This is a genomic window from Paenibacillus hamazuiensis (genome assembly GCF_023276405.1).
Taxonomy (GTDB): domain Bacteria; phylum Bacillota; class Bacilli; order Paenibacillales; family NBRC-103111; genus Paenibacillus_AF; species Paenibacillus_AF hamazuiensis.
The window spans coordinates 553,582-577,206 of the sequence record NZ_JALRMO010000001.1 but is presented as its reverse complement, the minus strand read 5'-3'; the positions used below and the strand labels follow the sequence as shown (position 1 = coordinate 577,206).

18 protein-coding genes are annotated in these 23,625 nt (G+C 53.5%); 2 read left to right on the top strand and 16 right to left on the bottom strand.

What is annotated here, in order from left to right:
- Nucleotides 1-60: 60 nt before the first annotated feature.
- The 13 genes from MYS68_RS02330 to MYS68_RS02270 all read right to left on the bottom strand — a co-directional run bounded on the left by MYS68_RS02330 (nucleotide 61) and on the right by MYS68_RS02270 (nucleotide 19,055).
- The gene (locus MYS68_RS02330; RefSeq protein WP_248924278.1) at nucleotides 61-2,343 is read right to left on the bottom strand and encodes a heparinase II/III domain-containing protein; all 2,283 of its coding nucleotides are present in this window, start codon (nucleotides 2,341-2,343) and stop codon (nucleotides 61-63) included.
- A gap of 61 nt (nucleotides 2,344-2,404) precedes the next feature.
- Complete coding sequence (locus MYS68_RS02325) at nucleotides 2,405-4,000, bottom strand: extracellular solute-binding protein (RefSeq protein WP_248924277.1); 1,596 nt, start codon at nucleotides 3,998-4,000, stop codon at nucleotides 2,405-2,407.
- Between the two features lie 60 nt (nucleotides 4,001-4,060).
- A complete protein-coding gene (locus tag MYS68_RS02320; protein ID WP_248924276.1) occupies nucleotides 4,061-4,942 on the bottom strand; it encodes a carbohydrate ABC transporter permease in 882 nt (293 codons plus the stop codon).
- 15 nt (nucleotides 4,943-4,957) lie between these two features.
- A complete protein-coding gene (locus tag MYS68_RS02315) occupies nucleotides 4,958-5,941 on the bottom strand; it encodes an ABC transporter permease (protein WP_248924275.1) in 984 nt (327 codons plus the stop codon).
- Nucleotides 5,942-6,090: 149 nt separating this feature from the next.
- Nucleotides 6,091-8,412, bottom strand: a complete 2,322-nt coding sequence (locus tag MYS68_RS02310; protein WP_248924274.1) for an AraC family transcriptional regulator — start codon at nucleotides 8,410-8,412, stop codon at nucleotides 6,091-6,093.
- A gap of 162 nt (nucleotides 8,413-8,574) precedes the next feature.
- Nucleotides 8,575-10,173: a response regulator gene (locus MYS68_RS02305; RefSeq protein ID WP_248924273.1), complete on the bottom strand. Its 1,599-nt coding sequence runs from the start codon at nucleotides 10,171-10,173 to the stop codon at nucleotides 8,575-8,577.
- Complete coding sequence (locus tag MYS68_RS02300) at nucleotides 10,170-11,942, bottom strand: cache domain-containing sensor histidine kinase (RefSeq protein ID WP_248924272.1); 1,773 nt, start codon at nucleotides 11,940-11,942, stop codon at nucleotides 10,170-10,172. The genes MYS68_RS02305 and MYS68_RS02300 overlap by 4 nt, the downstream gene beginning before the upstream one ends.
- 116 nt (nucleotides 11,943-12,058) lie before the next feature.
- Nucleotides 12,059-13,189 carry a glycoside hydrolase family 88 protein gene (locus tag MYS68_RS02295; protein WP_248924271.1) on the bottom strand — a complete coding sequence of 377 codons (1,131 nt, stop codon included), beginning with the start codon at nucleotides 13,187-13,189 and terminating at the stop codon, nucleotides 12,059-12,061.
- A gap of 60 nt (nucleotides 13,190-13,249) precedes the next feature.
- Nucleotides 13,250-14,689, bottom strand: coding sequence for a glycosyl hydrolase family 28 protein (locus tag MYS68_RS02290; protein WP_248924270.1), 1,440 nt, complete (start codon nucleotides 14,687-14,689; stop codon nucleotides 13,250-13,252).
- Nucleotides 14,690-14,815: 126 nt separating this feature from the next.
- Nucleotides 14,816-15,643 (bottom strand): carbohydrate ABC transporter permease, encoded by an 828-nt coding sequence (locus tag MYS68_RS02285; RefSeq protein ID WP_248924269.1) that lies wholly within the window; start codon nucleotides 15,641-15,643, stop codon nucleotides 14,816-14,818.
- The gene (locus MYS68_RS02280; RefSeq protein ID WP_248924268.1) at nucleotides 15,643-16,572 is read right to left on the bottom strand and encodes a carbohydrate ABC transporter permease; all 930 of its coding nucleotides are present in this window, start codon (nucleotides 16,570-16,572) and stop codon (nucleotides 15,643-15,645) included. The genes MYS68_RS02285 and MYS68_RS02280 overlap by 1 nt, the downstream gene beginning before the upstream one ends.
- A gap of 101 nt (nucleotides 16,573-16,673) precedes the next feature.
- Entirely contained in the window at nucleotides 16,674-18,029 is a 1,356-nt protein-coding gene (locus tag MYS68_RS02275; RefSeq protein ID WP_420852084.1) for an ABC transporter substrate-binding protein, read from the bottom strand.
- A gap of 141 nt (nucleotides 18,030-18,170) precedes the next feature.
- Nucleotides 18,171-19,055 carry an AraC family transcriptional regulator gene (locus MYS68_RS02270; RefSeq protein ID WP_248924267.1) on the bottom strand — a complete coding sequence of 295 codons (885 nt, stop codon included), beginning with the start codon at nucleotides 19,053-19,055 and terminating at the stop codon, nucleotides 18,171-18,173.
- A 127-nt stretch (nucleotides 19,056-19,182) separates the two neighbouring features.
- Between MYS68_RS02270 and MYS68_RS02265 the strand changes: the two genes are divergently transcribed.
- On the top strand, nucleotides 19,183-21,264 hold the full coding sequence (locus MYS68_RS02265) for a glycoside hydrolase family 31 protein (RefSeq protein WP_248924266.1): 2,082 nt from the start codon (nucleotides 19,183-19,185) through the stop codon (nucleotides 21,262-21,264).
- Between the two features lie 39 nt (nucleotides 21,265-21,303).
- On the opposite strand, the gene MYS68_RS02260 is transcribed toward MYS68_RS02265, so the two are convergent.
- A complete protein-coding gene (locus MYS68_RS02260; RefSeq protein ID WP_248924265.1) occupies nucleotides 21,304-21,771 on the bottom strand; it encodes a hypothetical protein in 468 nt (155 codons plus the stop codon).
- A 259-nt stretch (nucleotides 21,772-22,030) separates the two neighbouring features.
- Between MYS68_RS02260 and MYS68_RS38450 the strand changes: the two genes are divergently transcribed.
- Complete coding sequence (locus MYS68_RS38450) at nucleotides 22,031-22,165, top strand: hypothetical protein (RefSeq protein WP_275983415.1); 135 nt, start codon at nucleotides 22,031-22,033, stop codon at nucleotides 22,163-22,165.
- A gap of 100 nt (nucleotides 22,166-22,265) precedes the next feature.
- Here MYS68_RS38450 and MYS68_RS02255 read toward each other — a convergent pair whose 3' ends face one another.
- Both MYS68_RS02255 and MYS68_RS02250 read right to left on the bottom strand, forming a co-directional pair.
- The gene (locus MYS68_RS02255; RefSeq protein WP_248924264.1) at nucleotides 22,266-22,766 is read right to left on the bottom strand and encodes a hypothetical protein; all 501 of its coding nucleotides are present in this window, start codon (nucleotides 22,764-22,766) and stop codon (nucleotides 22,266-22,268) included.
- A 17-nt stretch (nucleotides 22,767-22,783) separates the two neighbouring features.
- The gene (locus MYS68_RS02250) at nucleotides 22,784-23,302 is read right to left on the bottom strand and encodes a hypothetical protein (protein ID WP_248924263.1); all 519 of its coding nucleotides are present in this window, start codon (nucleotides 23,300-23,302) and stop codon (nucleotides 22,784-22,786) included.
- Nucleotides 23,303-23,625 lie beyond the last annotated feature (323 nt).

Below are 23,625 nucleotides of genomic sequence, written 5' to 3'. Positions count from 1 at the left end.
AGGGCAAAAAAAGCAGCCCACTCCTTCAGGAGTCGGGCTGCTTTTACATGTCCAATAAAATCACCCCGGACGCCTCGCAGGCATCCGTGAGCGCCGGCAAACCGTAACAACGCCGTCGCGTATCGAAACAATCTCGGCTCCCCCGGCAGCCGATATATTTTGCGGCACCGTCCCGGGACGAAGCTCCGCGCGAATATACGGCTGTCCTTGAATCGACACCGACAGATCCTCCCGATGCAGCGTCCAGCACGCGGTTGCCCGCGACATCGACGAAAAGAGCGGATGCCCGCCGCAGCGCAAAAAGCTGCCGTGCGAAATAAAGCATCTCTCCACAGCGGACAAGCCGGCCTCCCACGCATCCGCGCTGCGGGTGAAAGCGAGCAAATAAGCATCCGTCTCCCACCCGTCAAAGGTGCCGATGCAGTTGCGGTGCATGATGCGTCCGTCCGCGCGAAGATTGAGGTAAATCTCCGTCACCTTGCCGCCCCGTTCGATTCGCGCTCCCAGCATTTCGTGCCCTTCGAGCGACGTTACTTTCGGAACGGGACCAGCCGGATCCACCGGTATTACTGCGGTTATGATTTTAGCCTCACGTGCAGGCCGGGTTGTTTCGAACGAGAAATACGTCACCTTCGTATCCGGATCGTGGTCGGCCAAGCCGATCTTCTCTTTCCGTTCCAGCTCGCGCGGAAATAACGTTCGAACGATCGCCTGCGCCCCGCCGTTCCGAATATGAAGCGTATCCCGCGCTTCTACAGCCGCCTCGCCCTCACAGTGAAGCAGCCATTGGAACGTGCCTTCCCGATGCGCGCGAACGTCGTCGATGATCAAAATGACGCCTTCCACCCATAAGAAATGGCGGAAATTGCGGGAAAAATGGTGCGCCATCGGACCGGCGGCATCCGCGTATACATAACGCAGCCCGGCGTGGTCCACCAGGTGGTACACCTGCCCGGGTTCTTTGACGCCGCGCGGCAAATCTTCCCCGGACTGCCCCTGACCGTTAAACAACACGACGTTATGGGCCTCGCTCTGCAAGTAATAATCATGGTATTCCGGGCGCCCGTACGAGCAGTTGCCCGAATCGATCAACAGGGGTTTTCCGCCATGGAACAATACGAACGATGCGGCATCGGCATGGGCGTGGTTCCAGGTAAACCCGGACTTCACCGCCAGAAGGGTCTGGTCCTTCTCCCAGCCGCTGCGCATAACGGCCCAGCCGATTTCCGAATAAAGCGCTGACTTCTCCTCGCGGGAAGGCGATTTCGCCTCCGCACCCCAAATCCGCTCATGATAAATAAAATCGTAAAACCCGTAGTCCGCGTTCCACTCCTGCAAATACCAGCGCAGCCGCGGATCGCCATAGCCCCCGGCCAGCAGCAGCTTGACGGCCTGAACGGCGCCGCTGAGAATATGTCCGTCGCCGAAATTGACCGTCAGCGGCCTTTCCGAAGCAGGGTATACGGTGTGCAAAAAGAAATCGCCGGCTTTGCCCAGCATCGGGATGTCCGAAAAATCAGTGAAACCGTACCTTTCCCGATACGCAAGGCGAAAAACCAAATATTCGTAAAGTCCGTAATTGGCATAATTGACGCTCTCATAAAACGCTCCGGCCTCATCGTAATTCGGGCTTTTGCTGCCGAGAACGCTTCCTTTATACAGAAAATACTCCGGGAAAATCCGCACAATCTCATCCAGCCACCCCTCTGCCTCCGGCTCCTCATCCATGACCGCAAGAACGCCGACACCGGCGAGCGCGATCATAACGGCCCACCAGTTGTGCCCCATGGAGTCCAGCGCATGAATGCGGGTTTCGGGCAGTACCCAGTCCCGCAGCGTAGGGCGGATGCCCAGCTCCACGAGCGCCCGCCGAATTTGACGGCGCTCCCCGGCGTCAAGCAGGTCGTAAATACAGTCGTAGCCGACGGCAAAGCCGTGACAAAACCGCGACGTGTTCAGCTCGGAATGCCATGGCGGGTCGTTTTTCAGCAGTCCGCTGCCGTACCACTTCCGGTAACCGCTGTAATGCAGCAGCGCGCTCTTCAGCTTGTCTCCGTACGCTTTCTCTCCCGTCACCTGATAGACTAGCCCCAGCACCGTCCCCATCCTGGCAACCTGCTCGCTGGGCGGTCCATATCGTCCGTGCTGCGAATCCTCCGCGTCGGCCCAGGCTTCGTCCGTAAACGACTGCTCCAGAAGCTGATCGGCAAGCTTCAGATAGCCGCTCCATTCCCGGCGAATCCGTTCGTTTTTTTCAAGCTCCGCCCTAAATTGCGCTGCCCAAGCACGGTTAAAATATAAATACGGGTGCGCGAAGCCCTCTTGCCCATTGTTTTGCTCCATTCGTCAAAACCTCCGTCCGTCGGAACTGAATGCGCATCGTGATGTATGAAGATTGCTCAGTTCATTTGCCGCCCTTGTCAAGGTAGGCCTGAACCTGCTTCCGGATCTCCTCGCGGATCTTATCGAGGCCCAGCGCCTTCAACTCCCCGTTCATCTTGGCCGCCTCGAGGGGCCAATCCTTATATTGGCCGAGCTTCAGCAATTGCAGGAACGGCTCGTATTTCGAGTTCATGTTGGCGAACTCCGCCTTCACATTCGTATTGTCGAACGTAAAACCGGCCAGCGGCGGCGAATAATACGTATCCGCTTTGGCCGAGTATTCGATGTACTTTTTGGCGGTTTCGTCGAGATCGTTATTGACGCGAATCATATTCGGATTCCAGGTCAGCTCATAGCCGGGAAAACTGTAGTTTTTCGACTCGTCGAGCAGCTTGAATTTGTTGTCGCCGACCGGCTCCCAATGCTTGCCTTGTATGCCGAATTCGAACAGATCGTGATTTTCCCGGCTGCTGAACAGCCAATCGAAAAATTTCATCGTCCGGTCCGCGTTTTTGGAGGTGGCCGGGATCGCCAGGCTGTTGTTCGTTTTATAGTTCGTGCTGATCGCCTTCGGCTTCATGTCTCTGACATTCGCATTGTATACGAACATTTCCAGATCCGCGGAAGCGTTCGTTTCCTTCAGCTTTTTGCGGTCGGCCGCGAAGGAGGACAAGTTCCCTTCATAGGAAGCGGCTTTGCCGGACATGAAGAACGCTTTGCCGTCCTTTTGGCTCAGGACGTCCTTCTCCAGGTACTTCGTCCATTCCACGTACTTGTCATACTCCGGGTATGCGCTTCTCAGTGTGTTGTACGGCACCGGCAGTTTCGCATGCTCGGATGCCGGATCGCCGAATGCGACCACATCCGTCACTTTCTTCAAATCGTCCGACAGATGCACGAAAAAGTTAACGCCGGCCACACCGACGGAACGGACCGTGTTATTTTCCGGATTGAGCCCGCCGAATATTTTGTAGAAGCCGCGTCTTCCTGCGAGGGCAAGCGGCGTCATGCCTTTTTCTTTTTCCAGGATCACGTCGTAAAATTTTTGCAAATCTTCGTAGCTGCCTATCGGCGGAAGCCCGTATTTTTCCCTGAGGTCCTTGCGAATGTAAATCACGTCGATATCGTAAAAGTACTGGGTGAACGGAATCGTGTACAAATGGCCGTCATAACGTTTGTTCGCTTCGACGTATTCCGGCGGGAACGCTTTTTTCAATCCCGGGTAAGCGTCGTTGTTGAAATATTTGTCGAGCTGCATGTACGCTCCCTGCGGCACGAGCTCCTTCAGGTTCATGAAATCGGCGTCGAACACGAAATCCGCTTCCTCGCCGGCGGCCATCATCAGCTTCACCTTCTGCTTATGGTCGCTGGCCGGGTTCCATTGGATATTGAGCTTCGTGTTCAGCGTGCCTTGCGTACGCTTCTCGAATTCGTCCAGCACAAGCTGCATGTCCTTCGGCTGCTCTCCGAACAACATGCCTTTCAGCGTGACCGGAGCCGGAGCGGCCGAGCCCGCAGAACCGCCCGTTCCGGCTTGATCCTTCGGTTCGCTGCAAGCCGCCGCCGTTCCCAGCATCGCTACGCTCAAGGCCGCCGCCGTCATACGTTTTACATTCATTTGGTTTTCCTCCCCTGGATTGCTGCACTTGAATATATACTAAACCGCACTTTGGCGGATTTAGCCTTTGACGGCCCCTACCATCAAACCTTTCATAAAATACTTCTGCAAAAACGGATACAGGAAAACGATCGGTCCTATCGTCACAATCGTCGTCGCCAGCCGTACCGTGATGGCCGGCGGTATGTAGTTCGGAATGCTCACGTCGGCCGACAGCTGATTGACATAGTCCAGATTGTTCATGATCCGTTGGATCAAATACTGCAGCGGAAACTTATGCGGATCGTTGATGTAAAGCAGCGCGTTAAACCAGTTGTTCCAGTATCCCAGCGCATAAAACAAGCCGATCGTTGCCAGTGCGGGCAGCGATACCGGCAGGATGATGCGAAGCAAAATATAGGCGTCGTTGGCGCCGTCGATTTTGGCCGACTCCGCCAATGATTCGTCGATTGTGGCAAAAAAATTGCGCAGCAGGAACATGTTCCACGCGCTGATCATGCTCGGGATAATGAGCACCCAGATGGAATCTTTCATGCCCAAATATTTGGAAATGAGCAAATAAGAAGCGACGAGCCCGCCGTGAAACAGCATCGTGAAATACACATAAAAAGCGATCGCGTTCCGGTATTTGACCGTTTTGGCGGAAATCGCGTAAGCCAGAGCGCATGTGAAAATCATCGACAGCGCCGTACCGACGAACGTCACGAACATCGTCACTCCGTACGCCCGGTAAATCGTCTGATCCGCGAAGATCAGCTTGTAAGCCTCAAGGCTGAACTGTTTGGGAAAAAACGTGTACCCGCCCTTCAATATTTCCGCTTCCGGCGCGAAAGAGCTGGCGACGACCGCGGCGAAAGGAAGCAGGCAATACAGCGAAAACAAAGCGATGATGAGGTAAAACAGCGATTTGAGCACTTTATCCGTCAAGCTTTCCCGAATCATACGAGGCTCCTTTCTCTAGAAAATGGCCGAATCCGGCGCGGTTTTCTTGGCGATATAATTGACGGTAACGACAAGCGCGAATCCGACAATCGATTGCAAAAAAGATACGGCGGCGGACATCCCCATGTCTCCGAGATCCATCAGAGAGCGGTACACGTAAGTATCGATCACGTCCGTCGTCGGATACAAAGCCGGATTTCGGCCGACGATCGCGTAGATCAATCCGAAATCGCCGTTAAAAATGCCCCCGACGGCCAAAATCGTCAGCAATATGACCGTCGGCTTAAGCAGCGGCAGCGTGATGTGGAAAATTTTTTGCCAGCGGCTGGCTCCGTCCATTGAAGCGGATTCATATACTTCCGGATTGATCCCTGCGATAGCCGCCATATATACGATGGAGCCGAAGCCGGCGCCGTGCCATATTTTGAGCAGCACGAGAATGGCCGGCCAATATTCGGGCGACGACAGGAACGGAATCGGCTCGATGCGCAGCTTGCCGAGCAGCTGGTTCAAAAACCCTCCCTCCGTCGCCACAAACGCCGTGACGAACATCGCGACAACGGTCCAGGAGAGAAAATGCGGGAAGATCATGATCGATTGCGATATTTTTTTGAACCATTTGCTCCCGAGCTCCGTAACCATAATCGCAATGCCCACGGCGGCGACCGTTCCGAAAGCGATAAACAATACATTAAGGAAAACCGTATTGGTCACGATCTTGATCCAGTCGTCCGAACGAAAGAAAAACTCGAAGTTTTTCAGCCCTACGAACTTGCTGCCGGTAATCCCTTTGACCGCTTTAAAATCCTGAAAGGCGATCACGATCCCACCCATCGGAAGATAAGCGAAAACGAAAAACCACAAAATGCCGGGGAGAGCAAGCATGTACATGAATGGATTCGCTTTCAGCTCATGGAAAAAAGCCGCGAAGGCTCCGCGTTTTTTCCTCAGAGCCCCGTTCGCGCGTCCGGAGTGCGCGCCAATCAAGGTATCGTTCATTTTTGTCTTCCTCCATCTCTAAGCGATGCCTTAACAATAAGGCCGTCCGGCTTTCCGAAAAAGTTTAAAATCGGTGAAAAACGTTTGTTTCCCACCGATTTCCGTGTTTAAAATATGACCACTTTCATTAATTTTCGCTTGCCCGCCCCTCAAACGGGCTGAATGTCAGGCTGCTTCCGGTAATGGTCCGGCGTTTTGCCGAAATGCTTTTTAAACGACACGTAGAAATAATTCGTATTGTCAAAGCCGACCATCTCCCCGATCTTGTTCGCCGGAAGGTCGGTTGTGACGAGCAGCTCCCTTGCCCGCTCGAACCGGTACTCGTTCAAATAAACCGAAATCGATTGCCCGGCAATTTCCTTAAACACCTTGCGCGTATAATTCGTTGATAGACCGCCGATCAGAACCAGCGCTTCCATCGTCAAATTCGGGTCGGAATAATGATCGTGAATATGCCGGATGATTTTATCGACGACCCATTTGTTTTTATGCTGCGCCTCCCGGTCCCTCAGCTCCGCGATTTCCCCGCATAATCCCAAATACCAGCGTTCGATCTCCTCAATCGTTTCCCAGCGGCTCAGCTGCTCGGTGAGCGGGCCGATATCGATTCGCGAATCGGCCTGATCCGCCGCTGTCATCGCCTTGGCCGTTCGCGCGGTCGCCATCAGCAGCTGGGTAAAGCTTGCCATGATCTCGCCTATGGGCGCTTTACGAACGTAAGCGATAAACTCGGAGACCGCTTCCTTTATTTTCCCGGCGTCTCCCTGCTTCAGCCGGTCCATGACCGTCTTTTCCAGGGTGGAAACGCGGCTGATCTGCAGGGAAGCCCTTGCCGTTTCCTCATCCGGACCGATTAAAGCACCCGTTCCCAGCACCAGCCGGTATTTGGAAGCGCCGCAAGCCGCCTCCCATGACGAAGGGATGGCCGGCATATGCCGCACGGGCGGACCGACCGCCGCGGTTACGGATAATCTCAGAAACCGGCGCACATGGCTTTGCATTTCCTCCAGCAGACCGAACACCGCGCCGGTCTCCGTCATGCCGCCGGGAACATTGACAATGAGGCCGATACCGTCGTCCCCGCAGTCGAAGCAAACGGCGGGAAACTTTCCGGAGACCACTTCGACCGCAATGTTCGATACCGCATATTTGAACAAGGCGATGTCGGCCGGCCTGTAGGCCGCCAGCAGCTCCCGATACGAATCGAGACGGAGCACGCCTGTAACGAACCCTTCATGCTCAAAACGGATACCGACGGCGGCGAGCGTTCGGGACATCTCCGCCTCGTTCGACCAGCCTCCCGCCGTGAGCAGCCGGAGCACCTCCTGCCTCTTGGCCGACTGGAAATCGGCGACGCTCGTCTGCAAATCCTGAATTTTCGTTTCCAAATAAGAGAACGTCCCGTCTAGCAGATCCAGCTCGGAGGCGGCATCCCTCCCCTTCGCTCCCCAGGACGAGCTGCGTACGTTTTGGATCAGACGGTGAATCGGACCGTAAATCCAACGGGTCATAAAGCCCCCCAGGATGAGAATGACCAGCAGCATAACCCCGGTAACGGATAAAATAAAACGCTTCATTCCCTGTACTTTTCCGAGAAGGTGCTCATAATCGATGATCCCGATGAAGGTCCATCCGAGGCTGTCCGACTTGATGTAGGAAATCCGGTAATCTCTGCCGTCCATCGTCAGCTCCAGGCTTCCTCTGGGCGCACGGGAGGCGTTGATCTGCTTGACAAAGGAACGGTCCGCCAAGCTCGCATTGATCATCGCGCTGTCGGTATGGGAAACGACGATTCCCTGCTTATTCAGGATCATGGATTGAAAGCTGCCCTTCTCCGCTCCGTTCATCACCATGCTCTGCAGCATTTGCTGGTTCAAATTCAGCACCATCGCCCCGTTCGTATTCTGTCCGATCGAGCTGACGTAGACCAGGGAAATCAGGTTGCCCGCATACCGCTTTCCATAAATGTCATAGTCGATATGCCGCGGATAAAAAATGCCGGAAACATAAGGCTGAACCTGCCCGAGCAGCCGGAGCGCCCCCGGATCGTAAAAATCGTCAAAGCTTCTTACCGTGGTCAGGGAAGAAAACGCCAGCTTCTTCTGAACGTTCAGCAAATAGATCGAATGAATGAGCGGATTCGTGGAGGTAAGCTCATACAGCTTGCTGCCGATTCGTCCGAGCTGGCTAGTATTAAAGTCCTCATTATAAAATCCGGCCTGAATGTCGGCGCTGTTGAAAACGGTTCCAAAGTTTTCAAACGTAAAGGTCAGCAAAATGTTGGCGGTATTGTAGGACTGTTCGATCGCCCGGTCCGTCGACAGACTGATCTCCCGGGTCAAATCCGCGGAAACTTTGGCGGTAATGACGAAGGTCAGCACGGCGATCGTCAGCAGTCCTATAAACACGTAAGATAAAATGAACCGCAGCAGCAGCTTTTTATTTTTAACAAAAGTCCGAATGCGTCTCACGGCGCCATCCCCTCTCTAAAAAAAATCCCCTGCAATAGAAAGAGACGTCTGCGGCAGCATGCAGGTCGTCTCTTTTTAATGTAGCAGAGGACAAGCTCCTCTCGGATGCGGTTTTTTAACAGTTTACTGCGTATTTTTAAGAAAATGGGAAACTTTTCCCGTTTACGGCTTCGGACCGGTCTTCGATTTGTATTCCTGAGGCAGCTTGCCGTAATGTTTTTTGAACATGTCGCTGAATTGGCGGGCGTTGTTGTAGCCTACCCGATCGGCGATCTGGTAAATCATCAGATCCGTGCCGAGCAGCAGCTTCACGGCTTGCTTCATGCGGACCTCGGTCAAATATTGCTTGAAGTTCATCCGGGTATGCTTTTTGAAAAAGCTGCTGAAATAATAAGGATTCATGTAAACTTTGGAAGCGACCCCTTCCAGGGTGAGATTCTCCATGTAATGGTTTTCGATAAACTCCTTGGCAATGAGCAGCTGCTGCGCCTCCTTGCCGCCTCCGTTCATGAGCCGCTCGAGCAGCCCGAACATCATCTCCCGAACGTAGCCGGACATTGCTTCAAAGCGGTCAAACGCCTGCATCACGGTGAGATGCTCCTGCAGATCGGCCCCCGTTTCTCCCGGATGGATTCCGATCTCCTCCAAGCCTTCCCGGCATTCGGCCACCGCCGCGTAACAAGCCATCACCGCTTTCTCCCTGCTGCCTCCCGAGTACCCGGCAATCCGTGCGAACAGCATTTCCAGCTCTTCGCTTAATCGGGTGCGGTCCTTGGTCAACAGCGCCTGGAGCACGCCGTGTCTGGCTTCGCCCAGCTCTTTTTCATGAACGCGGCTCTCTCTCATTTCCTCCGTCCACATGATCGCCTGCCCGGTGCCGGCGAAATAAGCTTGCCCGAGAGCGTCGGCCGCCGTGCGGTAGGAGACCTTGATTTCGTCCAGCCCGGATGCTGGTCTGCCGATGCCGACGGACAAATGGATTTTCAGATAAGCCTCTGCGCCTGCGACCATCTCCTGCGCCAGCTTCCGCATCGATACATCTTCCCCGTGGTTGACCACGGCGCAGAGCAGATCCCCTTTGCGGAGCAGGATGCCCGCCGAGCTTCGGCGCATGAGCTCTTCCGCCATATTCCCTATCGCGAACAGCAGCAGCCGCTTCTCGTGCTCTCCCCACCGGTCGTCTTCCTCCGGGCGCACCGGCTCCAGCAGCATGACGGTGTAGCGGCTGTAATCGCAGCCCGCATCCAATCTCCGCAGCCTATCCGCCGCCTCCTCCTGGCGGATGTCGCCGTCGAGAAGGCGGTCAAACACTTCCTCCAGCTGGGTCTTTTTGTCCTTGTGCTCGTATTGGGCCAGCTTGCTCTTGAACTGCCGCTCTTCGGATTCTTCCTTCAGCTCGGAGATGGCGCGCTGCACGGCCGCAAGCAAGTTCCCCTTTTCAATGGGCTTGACCAGGTAATCTACAGCTCCAAGAGCCAAAGCGTCCTTGGCGTAGGAAAACTCCTGGTAAGCGCTGATAAAAATCACCTTCGTCTTCAGCCCGCGGCGTTCGATCTCTTTCATCACGTCGATGCCGGTGCCGTCCGGCATGCTGATATCGGTAATCACGAGGGCGGGACGCTCCCGCTCGATCAGCTCCATCAGCCCCCGCCCGGTCCATGCTTCCCCGGCGATGCGGACGCCCAGCTCCTCCCAGGAAATCAGCTTTTTCAGACCTTTGATAATAATCGGTTCATCGTCAGCCAGGATCGCATTGATCATGTTTCTTTCACCTCTTTCAGATAAGGCAAAATCATGCGGACGGAAGTGCCGATATGCTGCGTACTGTTAAGTTCGATCCCATATGCGGATCCGTATAATCCCGTGATGCGGTCGTGTACGTTTTTGATTCCGATACCTCCGGTTCCATGTTCAGGCATGCTGTGCCCCGCCAATTTCTCTCTCAAGGCCCCGAGCTTCGTCTCGTCCATGCCGACTCCGTCGTCGTCAACAGTAATGATAAGCCGGTTGTCCGCCTTCTCCGCGGTGATCCGGATGGTTCCCTTGCCCGATTTGGGGAAAATCCCGTGGTAAATCGCATTTTCGACCAAGGGCTGGATGGACAGCTTCGGCAGCATGCAGCCGAGCAGGCCGCCGTCGATGCGCAGATCCATCGCGAGCCGGTGCTCCCCGTACCGGAGTTCCATCAAACGGTAGTACTGCTCGATGTTCGTTTTTTCCTCCAGAAGGGAGACGCTCTCATTCCCGTAATCGAGCACGTATTTCAATTGATGGGACAACGAAAGAATCATATCGGCCACTTCCTCATCGTCGTTGGTGACCGCGCTCATCCGGATAACCTCGAGCGTATTGTATAAATAATGGGGGCGAATCTGGCTTTTGAGCGCCGTCAGCTCGGCTTGCTTCTGCTTGATTTGGGCTACGTACACCTCATCGATATAACTTTTCAGCCGATAGGTCATCTTGTTAAAGCCGTTTGCCAGCATGCCGATTTCATCCGTCGAACGGACGGCAACCTGCATATCGAAGTTGCCGGATTCCACGCGGGACATATGTTTAATGATGCTTCGGATCGGATTCGAAAGGTTTTTCGAAAACCAGACGGCCACCACGATAAGAGAGACGATGCAAAGCCCGATCACAACGGCAATCGTGCTCTTGATCCGGTTGATTTTGCCGAACAGCTCGTTTTTATTGACCTCTAGGGCCACGCTCCACCCCGAGCCCGGCATCGTCTGCTTGACATAGTGATATTCCTCCGACTCCGAGAGCTTCAGAAGCTTTCCGATTTCATCCCTTTTGTTGCTGTATAATATAATGCCATCCGCATTCGTCACATACATGCCGTCCTTCGGGCTAATGGTCAGCTGCCGGAAAATTTCGTCGAAAGCGCTGAGCGAAATATCCATGTACAAGCAGCCGACGATCTTGCCGTCGAGTCCCGGACCGCCCACGATATCGATCAAATTGCGGGCGAACGTCAGCACAAGCTCATCGGATGACGCGTAATAGATCTGCTTGTGGGTCGGAAACAAAATGAGCTGCTTCGGGTTTTCGGAAACCGCCTTTCTCCACTCCGGAGGCGGATAGACCGAACGGAAATCGATCCGGCTGCCGTCCCGGCTCAGATCCTGATAGCGTCCCGAGGAAAAAACAAAAGCTGCGCTGCGGATATGGACGTCGGTGGCCACGACGGTTTGGAGGAAATCGTCCACCGCTGCGGAAAGCCGTATATTTTCCTCAGCCGGAGCGTTCGATATAACTTCCCCGAGCTGACCGTACCGGCCCTGCTGCCCGTAGGAGTACATCAGCTTGGAAATGTTGTTGTACTTCGTATACAGATCATCGACGTTTTTGCCCGCATACATGACCATTTGCTCGAAGTTGTTAATGGTATACCGTTCCATGTAATTGCCGAATGTATTTAAGGAGAAATAACTCAAAATCAGGAGAGGAATCAGACCGACAATGATAAATGAAAAAGCGAACTTGGCGAAAATGCTTTGGCGCAGCCGGAATAGCCGAATCATGACGAACCGCATGCCCCTTTCCTCTGTATGAAGTCAGGCCCTGCTTGTATCATATCAGGTTTTCAGCCCCAGCCCCAGAGCAAAGCGTTCGGGAAAATAAGGGATCCCGCTTCGATTTACCAATACAATCTCCAGCTCGTCAGGACACGAACCAAACCTTCAAAGTAGTAATAATCTCCCCATATATTGCACTCATCGATCCCCATGCCCCGCGGCTTGTTGTAAACCGCGTGTTTCAGGACGCCATTCGATTCGGGAATATCCTTCGTCGTGTAGTTTTGCGCAAGCCCGCTCAGGATGGAAAGTGCCTGATCTTCAAACAGCCGCTTGTCCGGATCCGTAAGCGGCAGCTGTTTGGCCAGCTCCAGCATGCCGCAGGCGGCGATCGCCGACGCGGACGAATCCTTTTCCTGCTCTTTTCCCGAGGTAAAAACCAAGTCCCAATACACAACGCCGTCTTCCGGAGTCCGGCTCAGGAAGTAATGGCTGAGCCTCTTCGCCAGCCGGATCAACTCCGCATCGCCGGTATACTTGTAGCTGAGCAGGAAACCGTAAATACCCCACGCCTGCCCGCGGGCCCAGCACGAATCGTCGGCATAACCTTGATGGGTGTTGCCGTATTTCGGCTCGCCGGTCTCCACATCCATGTAATACGTATGGTAGGTCGTATCATCCGGCCGGACGAGGTATTTCGCCGCCTGCCGCACATGCGTCCGTGCATATTCGGCATAACGCGGCTCACCCGACGCCTCGCTCGCCCAATACAGCAGCGGCAGGTTGAGCAGGCAGTCGATAATCATCCGGCCGCACTGCTCGGGGTCGTTCAGATCGCCCCACGCCTGGATGATGCCGGCTTTGGGGAAATAACGTTTGGCCAGCAGATCCGCCGCCTTGAGCGCCGTATCTTTGGCCGCCGGATTTCCCGTAATCTTGTATTCCGCAATTGCGGATAACGAATAAAGAAAACCGAGATCGTGCGTATCGGTGGCGATCTCTTCCTCCGCTCGCCGCCTATAGCTCGCGAGCTGGTATTCCGCCGCTTTCCGGTATTTGCCGGCGCCGGTCAGCTCGTAGGCGAGCCAGAGCATGCCGGTCCAGAAGCTGGACGTCCACTCGACATTCGCAATCCCCGGATAAATGTGGTTTTGGCTTGCCGGCGCCGGGAACGTATCCTTGAACACGTCCAGACTCCGGTCGATTTGCCTCAGCACATACCGGGCCGCTTCTTCAAAGAATGCTCGTTGCATAGGAAATCTCTCCTTCCGATTTTCTCGATGCTGCACTCAGCCCCTCAGCGCGGAGCCCGATCAGCCGCTGAACGAAATATCGCGAGCAAACCCGCCCACCTCGATTTTCCCCTGCTCCGGGTTTAAAATCAGTTCCCCGTTAATCCTCAGCTGCCGGAAGCAAACCCCGGATACGGGGCGGTCCGCGTCGAATCCGCCAATGCGGCTTGGCACCGCGTTCGCGCCGTTGTACGTAATGTTCTCGAACCGAACGTCTTCGATCCGGCTTCCGGGAACCGGGTTGTATTTCTTATTCCATACGACGCGGATATCGATCAACCGGCCGAGCTCGAAGTCCTCCACCCGGATATTCCGGTAGGTCACCTTCCTGACGGCGTTTTGATCGCCTGCATTGATGGCCATCGCTCCCATGTAGTCCGGCTGCGGCTCGTGATGCTCCAAAATATCGATATTTTCGAATAAAATATCCTCGATCGTATCGCCGTCCCCGTGATGGTTGCCATGGGTTCCGATCATCAGCGGATGCGCCACGTCCGCCCATAACACCGCATCGCGAACCGCAATATGGCGGGAATCGCCGAAGAAATCCCAACGCGAGCCGTACACCGCGATGCAGTCGTCGGAAGTGCGCAGAAATACGTCCTCGATGTCGATATGCGAGCAGGCCATCATATCGATCCCGTCCGACCATCCCCGCGTGCTGAACGTTTTAAAATTACGGATGCTCACATGCCGGGATCTACCTAGATAGATGCTGTAATGCGGGGGATCCACCGTGATGATCCCCTCGACCGCAATGTTTTCCGAGAAGACGATCCGGATTCCGCGGAAAGCCGAAAACCGGTGAAAATCGGATAAGACCAGCATCCCCCTTCCCCGAATGGAAACATCCTTGACACCCTCGCAGACCAGGGAGCCGATCACAATCGCTCCTCCCGCGACGTACACTGTCGTTCCGGACGGAATGCGCAGCAGCGTTTCCTCCAAATAGTGCATCCCCGGGGCAAAATAAATCGTATCCGGCGCTTTGCCGCCCGCCGCCTTCGGCGTTTGCGCCAAGCGGTAAATGTCCTCCGTACGGTGAATCGCCGGCTCCAAATAAAGCACATTGTCCGCCCCCGGCACCGGAGCGCCCTGCTCCATCGGGTTCGCGAACAAATGCAGATTGGAGAACCGTTCCCCGTTAACCTCGACGGACAGCTTCCTCGGCCGGTCCAATGTAAACAAGACGGCCTCCCCGTCATGGCGGTAAGGAACCATGGCGGAAAGCGGCCGGATCGCAACGCTCCGAATCGGCTGCCTTCGGCTTTCCACGCGCACCTCTACGGTACCTTCCATATCAAAATAGGCCATCGATGCGTGCCGTACCCGGTGCATATCCACCTTCACTTCATAAACGGGCAGCTTCTGCCACTCGCCGCCGGCCGCCCGTACGCTGACCGTAAAATCATCGCGCAAGGCGGCTCCCTGCGGGGCGTCGTAAACCGTCACCCGGTTCATACTCAGCACCTGCTTTCCTTCAATTGAAATACGGGAACAAATGCGGGAGCAAATCTCCCGACAAACAGCCATCCTGGCGGTCCAAAAAAGCCGCCCCTGTCATAACCAGAAGCGGCCTTAAGGGGATCACCCTTTGGTTGCACCGGCAGCGATGCCTTTCACAAAATACTTTTGCAGTGCGATAAAGGCAATAAGAACCGGGACGATGGACATCGTCGTACCGGCAAACACCATATCCCACTGGGAAGCCAGCTCTCCCACAAATTTAAAAATTTCCACGATCATCGTTCGCTTGGACGATTGAAGCGCCAAACTCGGCATCAAAAAGTCGTTCCATATGCCGAGGCCCTGCAGCACGATCATACTGGCGGTGCACGGTCCGAGCAGCGGGAAAACGATCTGCCAGAAAATCCGGACTTTGGAGCAGCCGTCGATGGCCGCCGCCTCTTCGATTTCAGCCGGAATCCCGCGGATGAAGCTGGTGAACAGCAGAACGCCCATCCCTACCGAACCGGAAATATAGATCAGTATCGGCGCGGTGAGCGTGCCGTACAGTCCGAAGGCTTTCATCTCCTTGAACAAAGGAATCATATACACCTGAAAAGGAATCATCATTCCCGCCAAATAATAAATGTATACGGCATGGGTCCATTTTTTCCCGGTTCGCTCAATCGCGTATGCCGCCATCGGAATGAGCAAAATCATGAACGCCACCGAAGTTACCGTCAAGATCAGGCTGTTCAGCATGGCGGCCGGGAAGTGGGTCTTGGTGAGCAAATATTTGAAGCTGTCCAGATACAAGCTGCTCGGCAGCGCAACGGCATCCCGCAATATTTCCCCATTGGATTTGAATGCCGAAATGAGGCTGAAATAAACCGGGAAAAAGAACAGGATGGCGAGCACGGCCGTAACGGCAAACAAGACGATTTCCACGGACTTCCTGGACTTATGCATTACATTTGCACCTCCCGTTTCCGCAGCAGCTTGATTTGAATCAGGGATACGATGAGAATCAGCACGAACAGGACGAGCGAAAGCGCCGTTCCGTACCCTTGGCGAAGCTCGCCGAAGCCGACTTTATAAACGATGTAGGTTAGCGTCTCCGTTGCGAAGCCCGGACCGCCGTCGGTCATCACCGCAATTTGGTCGAAAATTTTCAGCGCGCCGATCATGGACAGCATCACGCTGACCGTCATCGCGCCCGCGAGCAGCGGGAACGTAATGTGACGGAACTGCTGCCATCGGCCCGCACCGTCGATAGCCGCCGCTTCGTGCAGCTCCGCCGGAATGCCCTGCAGCCCCGCCAGGTAAATGATCATGTAATATCCCGACCCTTTCCAGACGGTCGTGATGACAATCGCAATCAGCGCAAAGTCGGGGTTGCCGAGCCAGTCGATTTTCAGCGCCCCCAGCCCGATCTTGTCCAGCAACTGGGAGATCACGCCGAAGTTGTAGTTGAAAATAATCGCCCAGACGAAACCCATGACGATCCCGCTCAGCAAAACGGGAAAATAAAAAATGCTGCGAAAAAAGTTTTTGAACCAGCGCACCTGATCCACCAGCATGGCCAAAATAAGAGCAACTGCATTTTCAAGAACGACGAGGGACACCGACAAGATCAACGTATTTTTGAGCGCATTGTAGAAACGGTCGCTGCGGAACATTTCCTTGAAGTTGTCGAAACCGATGTAATGAATTTCGCTGCTGACGCCGTCCCAGTTCGTAAAGCTCAGGTTAAAGCTGTTCAAGGTAGGATATATGACAAACAACGTGTACAGTATAAAAGAAGGCAGGATAAACAGAACGGAATAGGATAACCATTTTTTCTTTTTGGGTACCGTCTCGGCACCGGCCGTCGCCCGTATCGTCTCCGAATTCGCCATACTCTCTCACTCCCCCCAAAAATGCCCCCGGAAAATATCTTCCATAAATAATACGAACCTCAGCCGCGGCAGAGGTTCGTCTTTCGTCTCATAAGCAGCCGTTATTTGCCGGCCGCATTCGCTTTTACGTTAGCGTCCCACTCGGCATCGGCTTTTTTCATGTATTCTGCGCTGAAATCGCCTTTGGTCAGCCATTCCTGAGCCAGCTTGTAAAACCAGTTGCGCCATTGCGGCGGCATTTGGTTTTCACCCCAGAAGCTGTTGATCTGCAGCGACTTGATCGTCTTCGGATCGTTCATCACTTCGAGCACCCGCTTCATTTGCGGCCCGGCGTCATACGTAACGTTTTCTTTGGTCGTCGGCAGGCCGTTAACCGCTTTGAGGAATTTCGTATACTGGTCCTTCGAGAAGAAAAACTTGATAAACTCGGTGATCGCCGCTTTTTTATCCGCATCCTGGTTGGCTTTGGTCGAAATGGACCAGCCCTGCAGCGTATTGAGGCCGTTGACGACAATTCGGCCTTTCCGGTCCGGTACCGGGTACCAACCGAATTCGAATTTCGGATCGGCTTGCGAAATTTGCGCGAACATCCACGGTCCGGAGAACAGCTGCGCCGCTTTACCCGTTACGAGCATCGATGCGGTTTGATTGTCGGCCGTGCTCAAGAAGCCTTTATCCACATACCCTTTGGTGAACAGCTCGTTGAAATCCTTCATCGCCTGCATCGGACCGGCATCGGTAAAGCTGGCCTGCCCTTTGGTCCGCTTGGAGTTCCAGTTCGGGTCGTCCGCGAACACGTCGTCCATCAGAAACTTGTTCACCCAGAAGCCCCAGTGGAAAATATCTTTGCCGCCGAACGTCAGCGGTGTAATGCCTTTGGCTTTAAGTTTCTCCTGAATCGCCAGAAACTCGTCGTATGTTTTTGGCTCGCCGGTGATCCCTGCATCCGCATAAGCTTTTTTGCTGTAAATGATGCCTTGCGGATACGTTCCGACAATCGGCGCCGTCCAAATTTTGCCGTTCAGCTTCGGCGCGTCCGCAAACAATCCGACCCATTCCGCAGGCAGCTCGGCGATCTTGCCGGCTTCGGAGAACAGCTGGGTGTCTCTCATCTCGACGAGATCCGGAAATTCGCCGACGGCATCTTTCGTCTTGAGCCAGTCCAGGTAAGAGGCCATGCCCCCTTCGGACAGATCGTTGATCTTGATGTTCGGGTTGGCTTTGGTGAAAGCCGCGATGGAATCGGCCATCGCTTGTTTGGTTGCCGGGTCGCCGGTCGCATATCCGATCGTAAACGTGACGGTTTTCTTGGGCGCCGCGTTGGTACCTGCGCCGGTACCTGCGGATGCGCCCGTATTCGCCGCGGACTCGGAGCCGCCGCCGCAGGCGGACAAAGCGAGCGATAAGACGATTGCGCTTGTTAATGAAACTGCGGTCGTTTTTTTGGTCATTGCCATTTCTGATTTAACCTCCCCTTGATGAAAAAGCGGATTCGTGGAATCGGCGCGGCTTGCCGCACCGTTTTTTTTCCGTGACCTAAGACTATCACACGCCCGAAACGGTTAGTATGCTGTTTTTTAAGTTCGATATGAGGAATTTTAAGTTGTTTGGCGGTGTACTCTGGAATAGCGGTATTTTAACGGCGTCGTTCCGACGACTCTCTTGAAAAGCTGAATAAAATATGAATAATTGGCAAAACCTGCTTCGAGGCCGACCTGTTCAACCGGGTTGTCCGTCGTTTCCAGCAGCCGGCAGGCTTGTTTGATGCGCCTTGCGGTCAAATAATCCGTCACCCCGCTGCCCGTCTCCTGCCGAAACACTCTGGAAATATAGTTCGGCGACAGATGAAGCTCCTCGGCCAAACGCTCCAAACTGACCTCTTCGTGAAAATGCTCCTCGATCCAGCGCATGATCGCCTCCGAATAACGGCCTGTCCCCCTTTTCCCAAGCTCCGGCTTCCGCCTGTCGCCCGTAACCTCGGACAACGGAAGCGTATTCAGCATCTGCAGAAACAAAAGTGCGATTTCCTCCGGATCCTCTCCCCGGCCTTTTTTAAGAGCTTGGTCGTATTGCTCAAAAATCCATTCCATCCCTTGAACTTTATCTCCCAAATCGAAACCGAGCGACAGAGTCGGGTTTTGCCGCAAATCCTCAAACCGCGAATACCGGCTTGGGAAAAGCTTGAGCTGATTTTCAATCAATAAAGGATCCGCATAAAAGATCGAGCGCTCATACGGACGATCCGGCGAGACATCCGCGTACACCTGATGGAGCCGAAACGGCGGGAAAAAGAAAAACATCCCCCGCCGGATATGAAACGTCATCTGGTTGACCACAACCGTCCCTTGCCCTTCATGGACGAGCATAAATTCGCAGGCCTGGTGCCAATGATAATATCCTTTGAAGCCATGATCGATGCGGATGCGGTAATCCCAATGAATAGAAGCCTGATCAAAATAAACGGGTTCGAACAGCCGGTTCATGCTTCCTCCCCAAAAGGATAATATTTTAACATTTTTCCGTAGTTTATCATAACTTTTCACGAAATCGAAGCGGTATAATCGGGTAAATATCGTTTCTTTTACATCATTCGAAAAAGGGGAAGTTTTTATGGAAAAAATTGCAAACGGCGTTTGGCGGCTTTGTTTCGGGCAGCCGGAAAATCATACGCCCGTGCGGCTCCGCAAGACGGAAATCCGGACGGAGCAGCTCGGCAAGCTGGAATGCCCGGGAACGCCCCCTTTCGCAAGTCAGGAGATCGTTGTCAGACAGACGGCCCGAGGCGTGCATATCGAGCTGCCGCTCGCGGCGGAAGAGCATATTTACGGCTTCGGACTGCAGCTGCACCGGCTTGATCATACCGGCCGCAAAAAAATGATCCGCGTGAACAGCGATCCTGTGGCGGATACCGGAGACAGCCACGCGCCGGTGCCTTTCTACGTCTCCACCGCAGGTTACGGCGTCTACGTGGATACTGCGCGTTACGCGACGTTTTACTGCGGAACGAATCTGCGCAAGGGAGCCTCCGAGCATAAGAAATTTGCGGCGAAGGCGGTCGGCACCTCGGAGATCGAATTGTACGGCTACCAGGTGTCGGAAGGGAATCGCGCGGTCGTCGTCGACGTTCCGTCCGCCGAAGGGATCGACGTGTATTTGTTCGAAGGGCCGGACATCGCTGCTGCGGTGCAGCGTTACAATTTATTTTCCGGAGGCGGCTGCCTGCCGCCGGCATGGGGGCTTGGCATGTGGTACCGCGCTTACAGTGCGGCGAAGAAGGAGGATGTGATGCGGCTCGCCCATACGTTCCGGGAAGACCGGATGCCGGTGGACGTATTCGGCTTCGAGCCCGGCTGGCAGACGAAGGCGTATTCCTGCTCGTTCGTTTGGGACGAGGGGCGTTTTCCCGGGCATGAAGAAATGCTTGAGGAGCTTCATGAGATGAACTACCGGGTCAATTTGTGGGAGCATCTTTTCGTGCATCCCACATCGCCTATATATTCCGTGCTTAAGCCGTATTCCGGCGATTATGAGGTTTGGGAAGGGCTGGTGCCGGATTTATCGCTCCCCGAGGCCCGGAAAATTTTTTCGGAGCATCATGAGAAGGAGTTTGTAGACAAAGGCATTGCCGGCTTCAAGCTGGACGAATGCGACAGCTCCGACTTCGTGCATTCCAACTGGTCGTTCCCGGACATCGCCGAGTTCCCTTCCGGTATGGACGGCGAGCAGATGCACAATATGCTGGGAGCGTTTTATCAAGAAACGATTCAAGCCCCTTTCGAAAAAGCGGGCAAGCGGACGTTATCCCAGGTGCGCGCCTCCGGCGCTCTCGCCTCGCCGTATCCGTTCGTGTTGTACAGCGATTTGTACAACCATAAAGTGTTTATCCGCGGGGTCGCCGGCTGCGGCTTCTCCGGTCTGCTTTGGTCGCCGGAGGTGCGCCAGGCGGAGTCGCCCGAGGATCTGATCCGCCGAATCCAGACGACCGTGTTTTCGCCGATGGCGCTGCTCAACTGCTGGAGAATCCCGAACCCGCCCTGGATGCAGGTGGACCGGGACAAAAACATTCGCGGCGAGTTTTTGGACAATTATGAGCAAATCCGCGATATTTGCCGTACACTGTTCGAAATCCGCATGGCACTGATCCCTTATTTGTACACCGCATATGCGAGGTACAGCATGGAAGGACGACCGCCGTTTCGCGCCCTCGTCATGGATTACCCGGACGATCCGAATACGTACGGCATCGACGATGCCTATATGATGGGGGAAGCGGTGCTGGTGGCGCCGCTCGTCGCCGGAGCGGCGGAGCGCACCGTCTACCTGCCGCATGGAACATGGCGCTGCTTTTGGACCAACAAATCATACGAGGGTGGACAAACCTATACCTTCGCACCGGGGCTCGAACGGATTCCCGTGCTCGTGAAGGAGGGCACGCTTCTGCCCCTCGCCAAACCTATGCCGTTTGTGGCTGACGAGGCGGTTTTCGACGTCACCTTGCACGCCTACGGGGATAACGCACGGGAATGCCGCCTCTATGAGGACGACGGCAGGTCCTTCGCTTACCGGAACGGCGAGTACAATTGGGTTACGGTCTCGGTAAACCCTGACGGTACCATCCGGACCGAAAGAACGGGCGCCTACGAAGGCCGGCGCTACCGCTTTTCAGGCATCGCTACTTTCCTAAACATCTAAAAAGGACGCTCGCGCAGAGCGTCCTTCCCTTTATAATGATTACCCCAAAGTACCGTTGATGTTGGCCGGTACAGGGCTGCGGTTTTCAAATATAACAAAGTACGTACCGGGCTCGAGATAAACCGGAACGGTCCGCGAGGTTTGACCGGTAAGAGTAAACGCAGGCCCGTTCCAGGTGTTGTTGTTTTCTTTAATTACAGTATAGAAAATAGTCGGGCTCCCGGCTCCATCGACCGCCGTTTGATTTACCGTAAAATTCACATAAAGGCCGCTATAGGCAGTATATTTTGCATAGTTAATTGTGGTCTGCGCCCCTGATTGGCTCGTCAGATTGTTGTAATAGAACCACATTTGACCTTGTGCGGCTTGCGAAGATATTTGACCTTCTGACTGAATCTGGGCAGATGCTGCCGGCACCGCCGGTTTGGTTTCTGCAAATGCGGATTGAGCCATTGCCGTCATACTTGCACCGATCAGTAGAGCAGACAGAACTTTTTTAATTTTCATATATGATTCCTCCGAAAGTGGTTTGAGGCCGGCCGACGCTCATCCATAATATACCATATATTATTTTAACTGGGAATAGCTTACTTCTCATTTTATGGGAAAATTACTATTTTTGTAACATTTATAAATATATAACACACCTTCTTCAACAGTCGAGTCAAATTATAGGCTTCTTCTACGTTTACAGTGCGGCCGGCGAACATAGGACAAATTTTCCGGGAATATCATTTAAGATAACATGAATGCGAGGTGAGTGAGCATGAGCAAAGATACGATGACGATCGGTCAGTTTTTGGATAGGCCGGTAAACAGGAAACATCCGCGCCGGTTCGTTCTGCTGATGAGAATCCCGGGGAAAGCGACGGCGCGCATCATTCACTATATATTTTCTTAAGCTTTTTTGCTTTTAACCACCCCCCGGGTCTTACAACACGAGACGAGGCTGCCGAATCGGCAGCCCCAAGTTGTTTTTTATGAATATGTTACCTTCAACCTCATATCCTTTGGCGCGACAGGCGATCGACTGATGTAACGTACTCGTTCTCCAATCCAAAACGGGTTTGCTCCGTACAAACCAAATCTGCGATTTTCCCTAACAATCGAGAACGTTTCGCAGAGCCGGCATCGGCATAGAACTGGATGATCTTCGTTTCGGGCGCATTCTCCTGCAAGTAATTTCGGAGCCAGATCATGCCGCGATAGAATAAACGTGTGCATCGATATTCCGAAAGGATATGCACCATCTCCAATCTAACCGCTTCCTTGTCCGCAAACCCATTCTCCGGAGTCCCGTTGACAAACCCTAATACTCCTATGATTCGTCCGAATTCATCTTTGGCCAGTACGGCGCAGCCAAAGAAGATCTGCTCTTTTATAAAGTGGATCACCCGTTTTGCCAAAAAGGAGCTATGGATTTCCAACTTATGCTCTAAAATATACAAGGTGTATTCTTCCCAGTCCTCGTCCGTTTTGCAAATCATAAACCGATAAGACATTGGTTCCCTCTCTCCAACTATTTTTTCCGTCGAAATGGCCGAAAGAATGCATCAACAGCCTCAAAAGTAGTGGAGTAAACATCAAGTACCCCCAAATGTCCTTCCTTCTTGGCTGCGGTTTTCGCAAATTTCGAGTACAGTCTGCGCAAATACGCGGACTCCGTATCCGCATAGAAGTGAATATGGGTTACATCGTGGCCGGATCTCTTTACTTCATTGATTAAATATTGAAACCCTTGCAAAAAAGCAAAGGACTTTCGATATTCCGGCTTAATAATCAAAATCTCCACATGAAGACCGGTACGATCCGCGAAGTGATCCTCCGGATTTCCGTAATAATAGGTAAGGATTCCGACCGGATCCCCCTGTTCGTCCAACCCCATAATAATGTGTCCTTGGGATATTTGCGTCGATATGAGATGAAGCGTATAGTCGAGCGGGTATGGCGGCGTCAATTCATGCCTGTATTTGATAAAAAAGCGGATAAATTGTTCGTAGTCGCGATCCTCTTTACAAGAAATAACGGTTATAGCCACTTCGTATGCCCCTGTCTCATTTATTAAGCAATACACCGTGGGATATCGGTGCAAAATTCTCATATTTTGTTATAAAATTCACAACGCAGCGAAATTTAATTATGGTAAGATGGGGTTAAGTTACTTTATTTTTGATAGGAGGTTTTCCCGCATGTCTTCCGGAATGAAAATCAATGGGAACAGTAAAAGTTTTGATCCGAGAACTTCCGCGTCCGCCAAGAATCCCTCGGAGACCTCTCGCAAGGCTTAATTTCATGCAAAAAAACACAATATCGCGATTCGGCAGTGAAACTCATGTTCATTCTGACATTGAGTTTCATTTT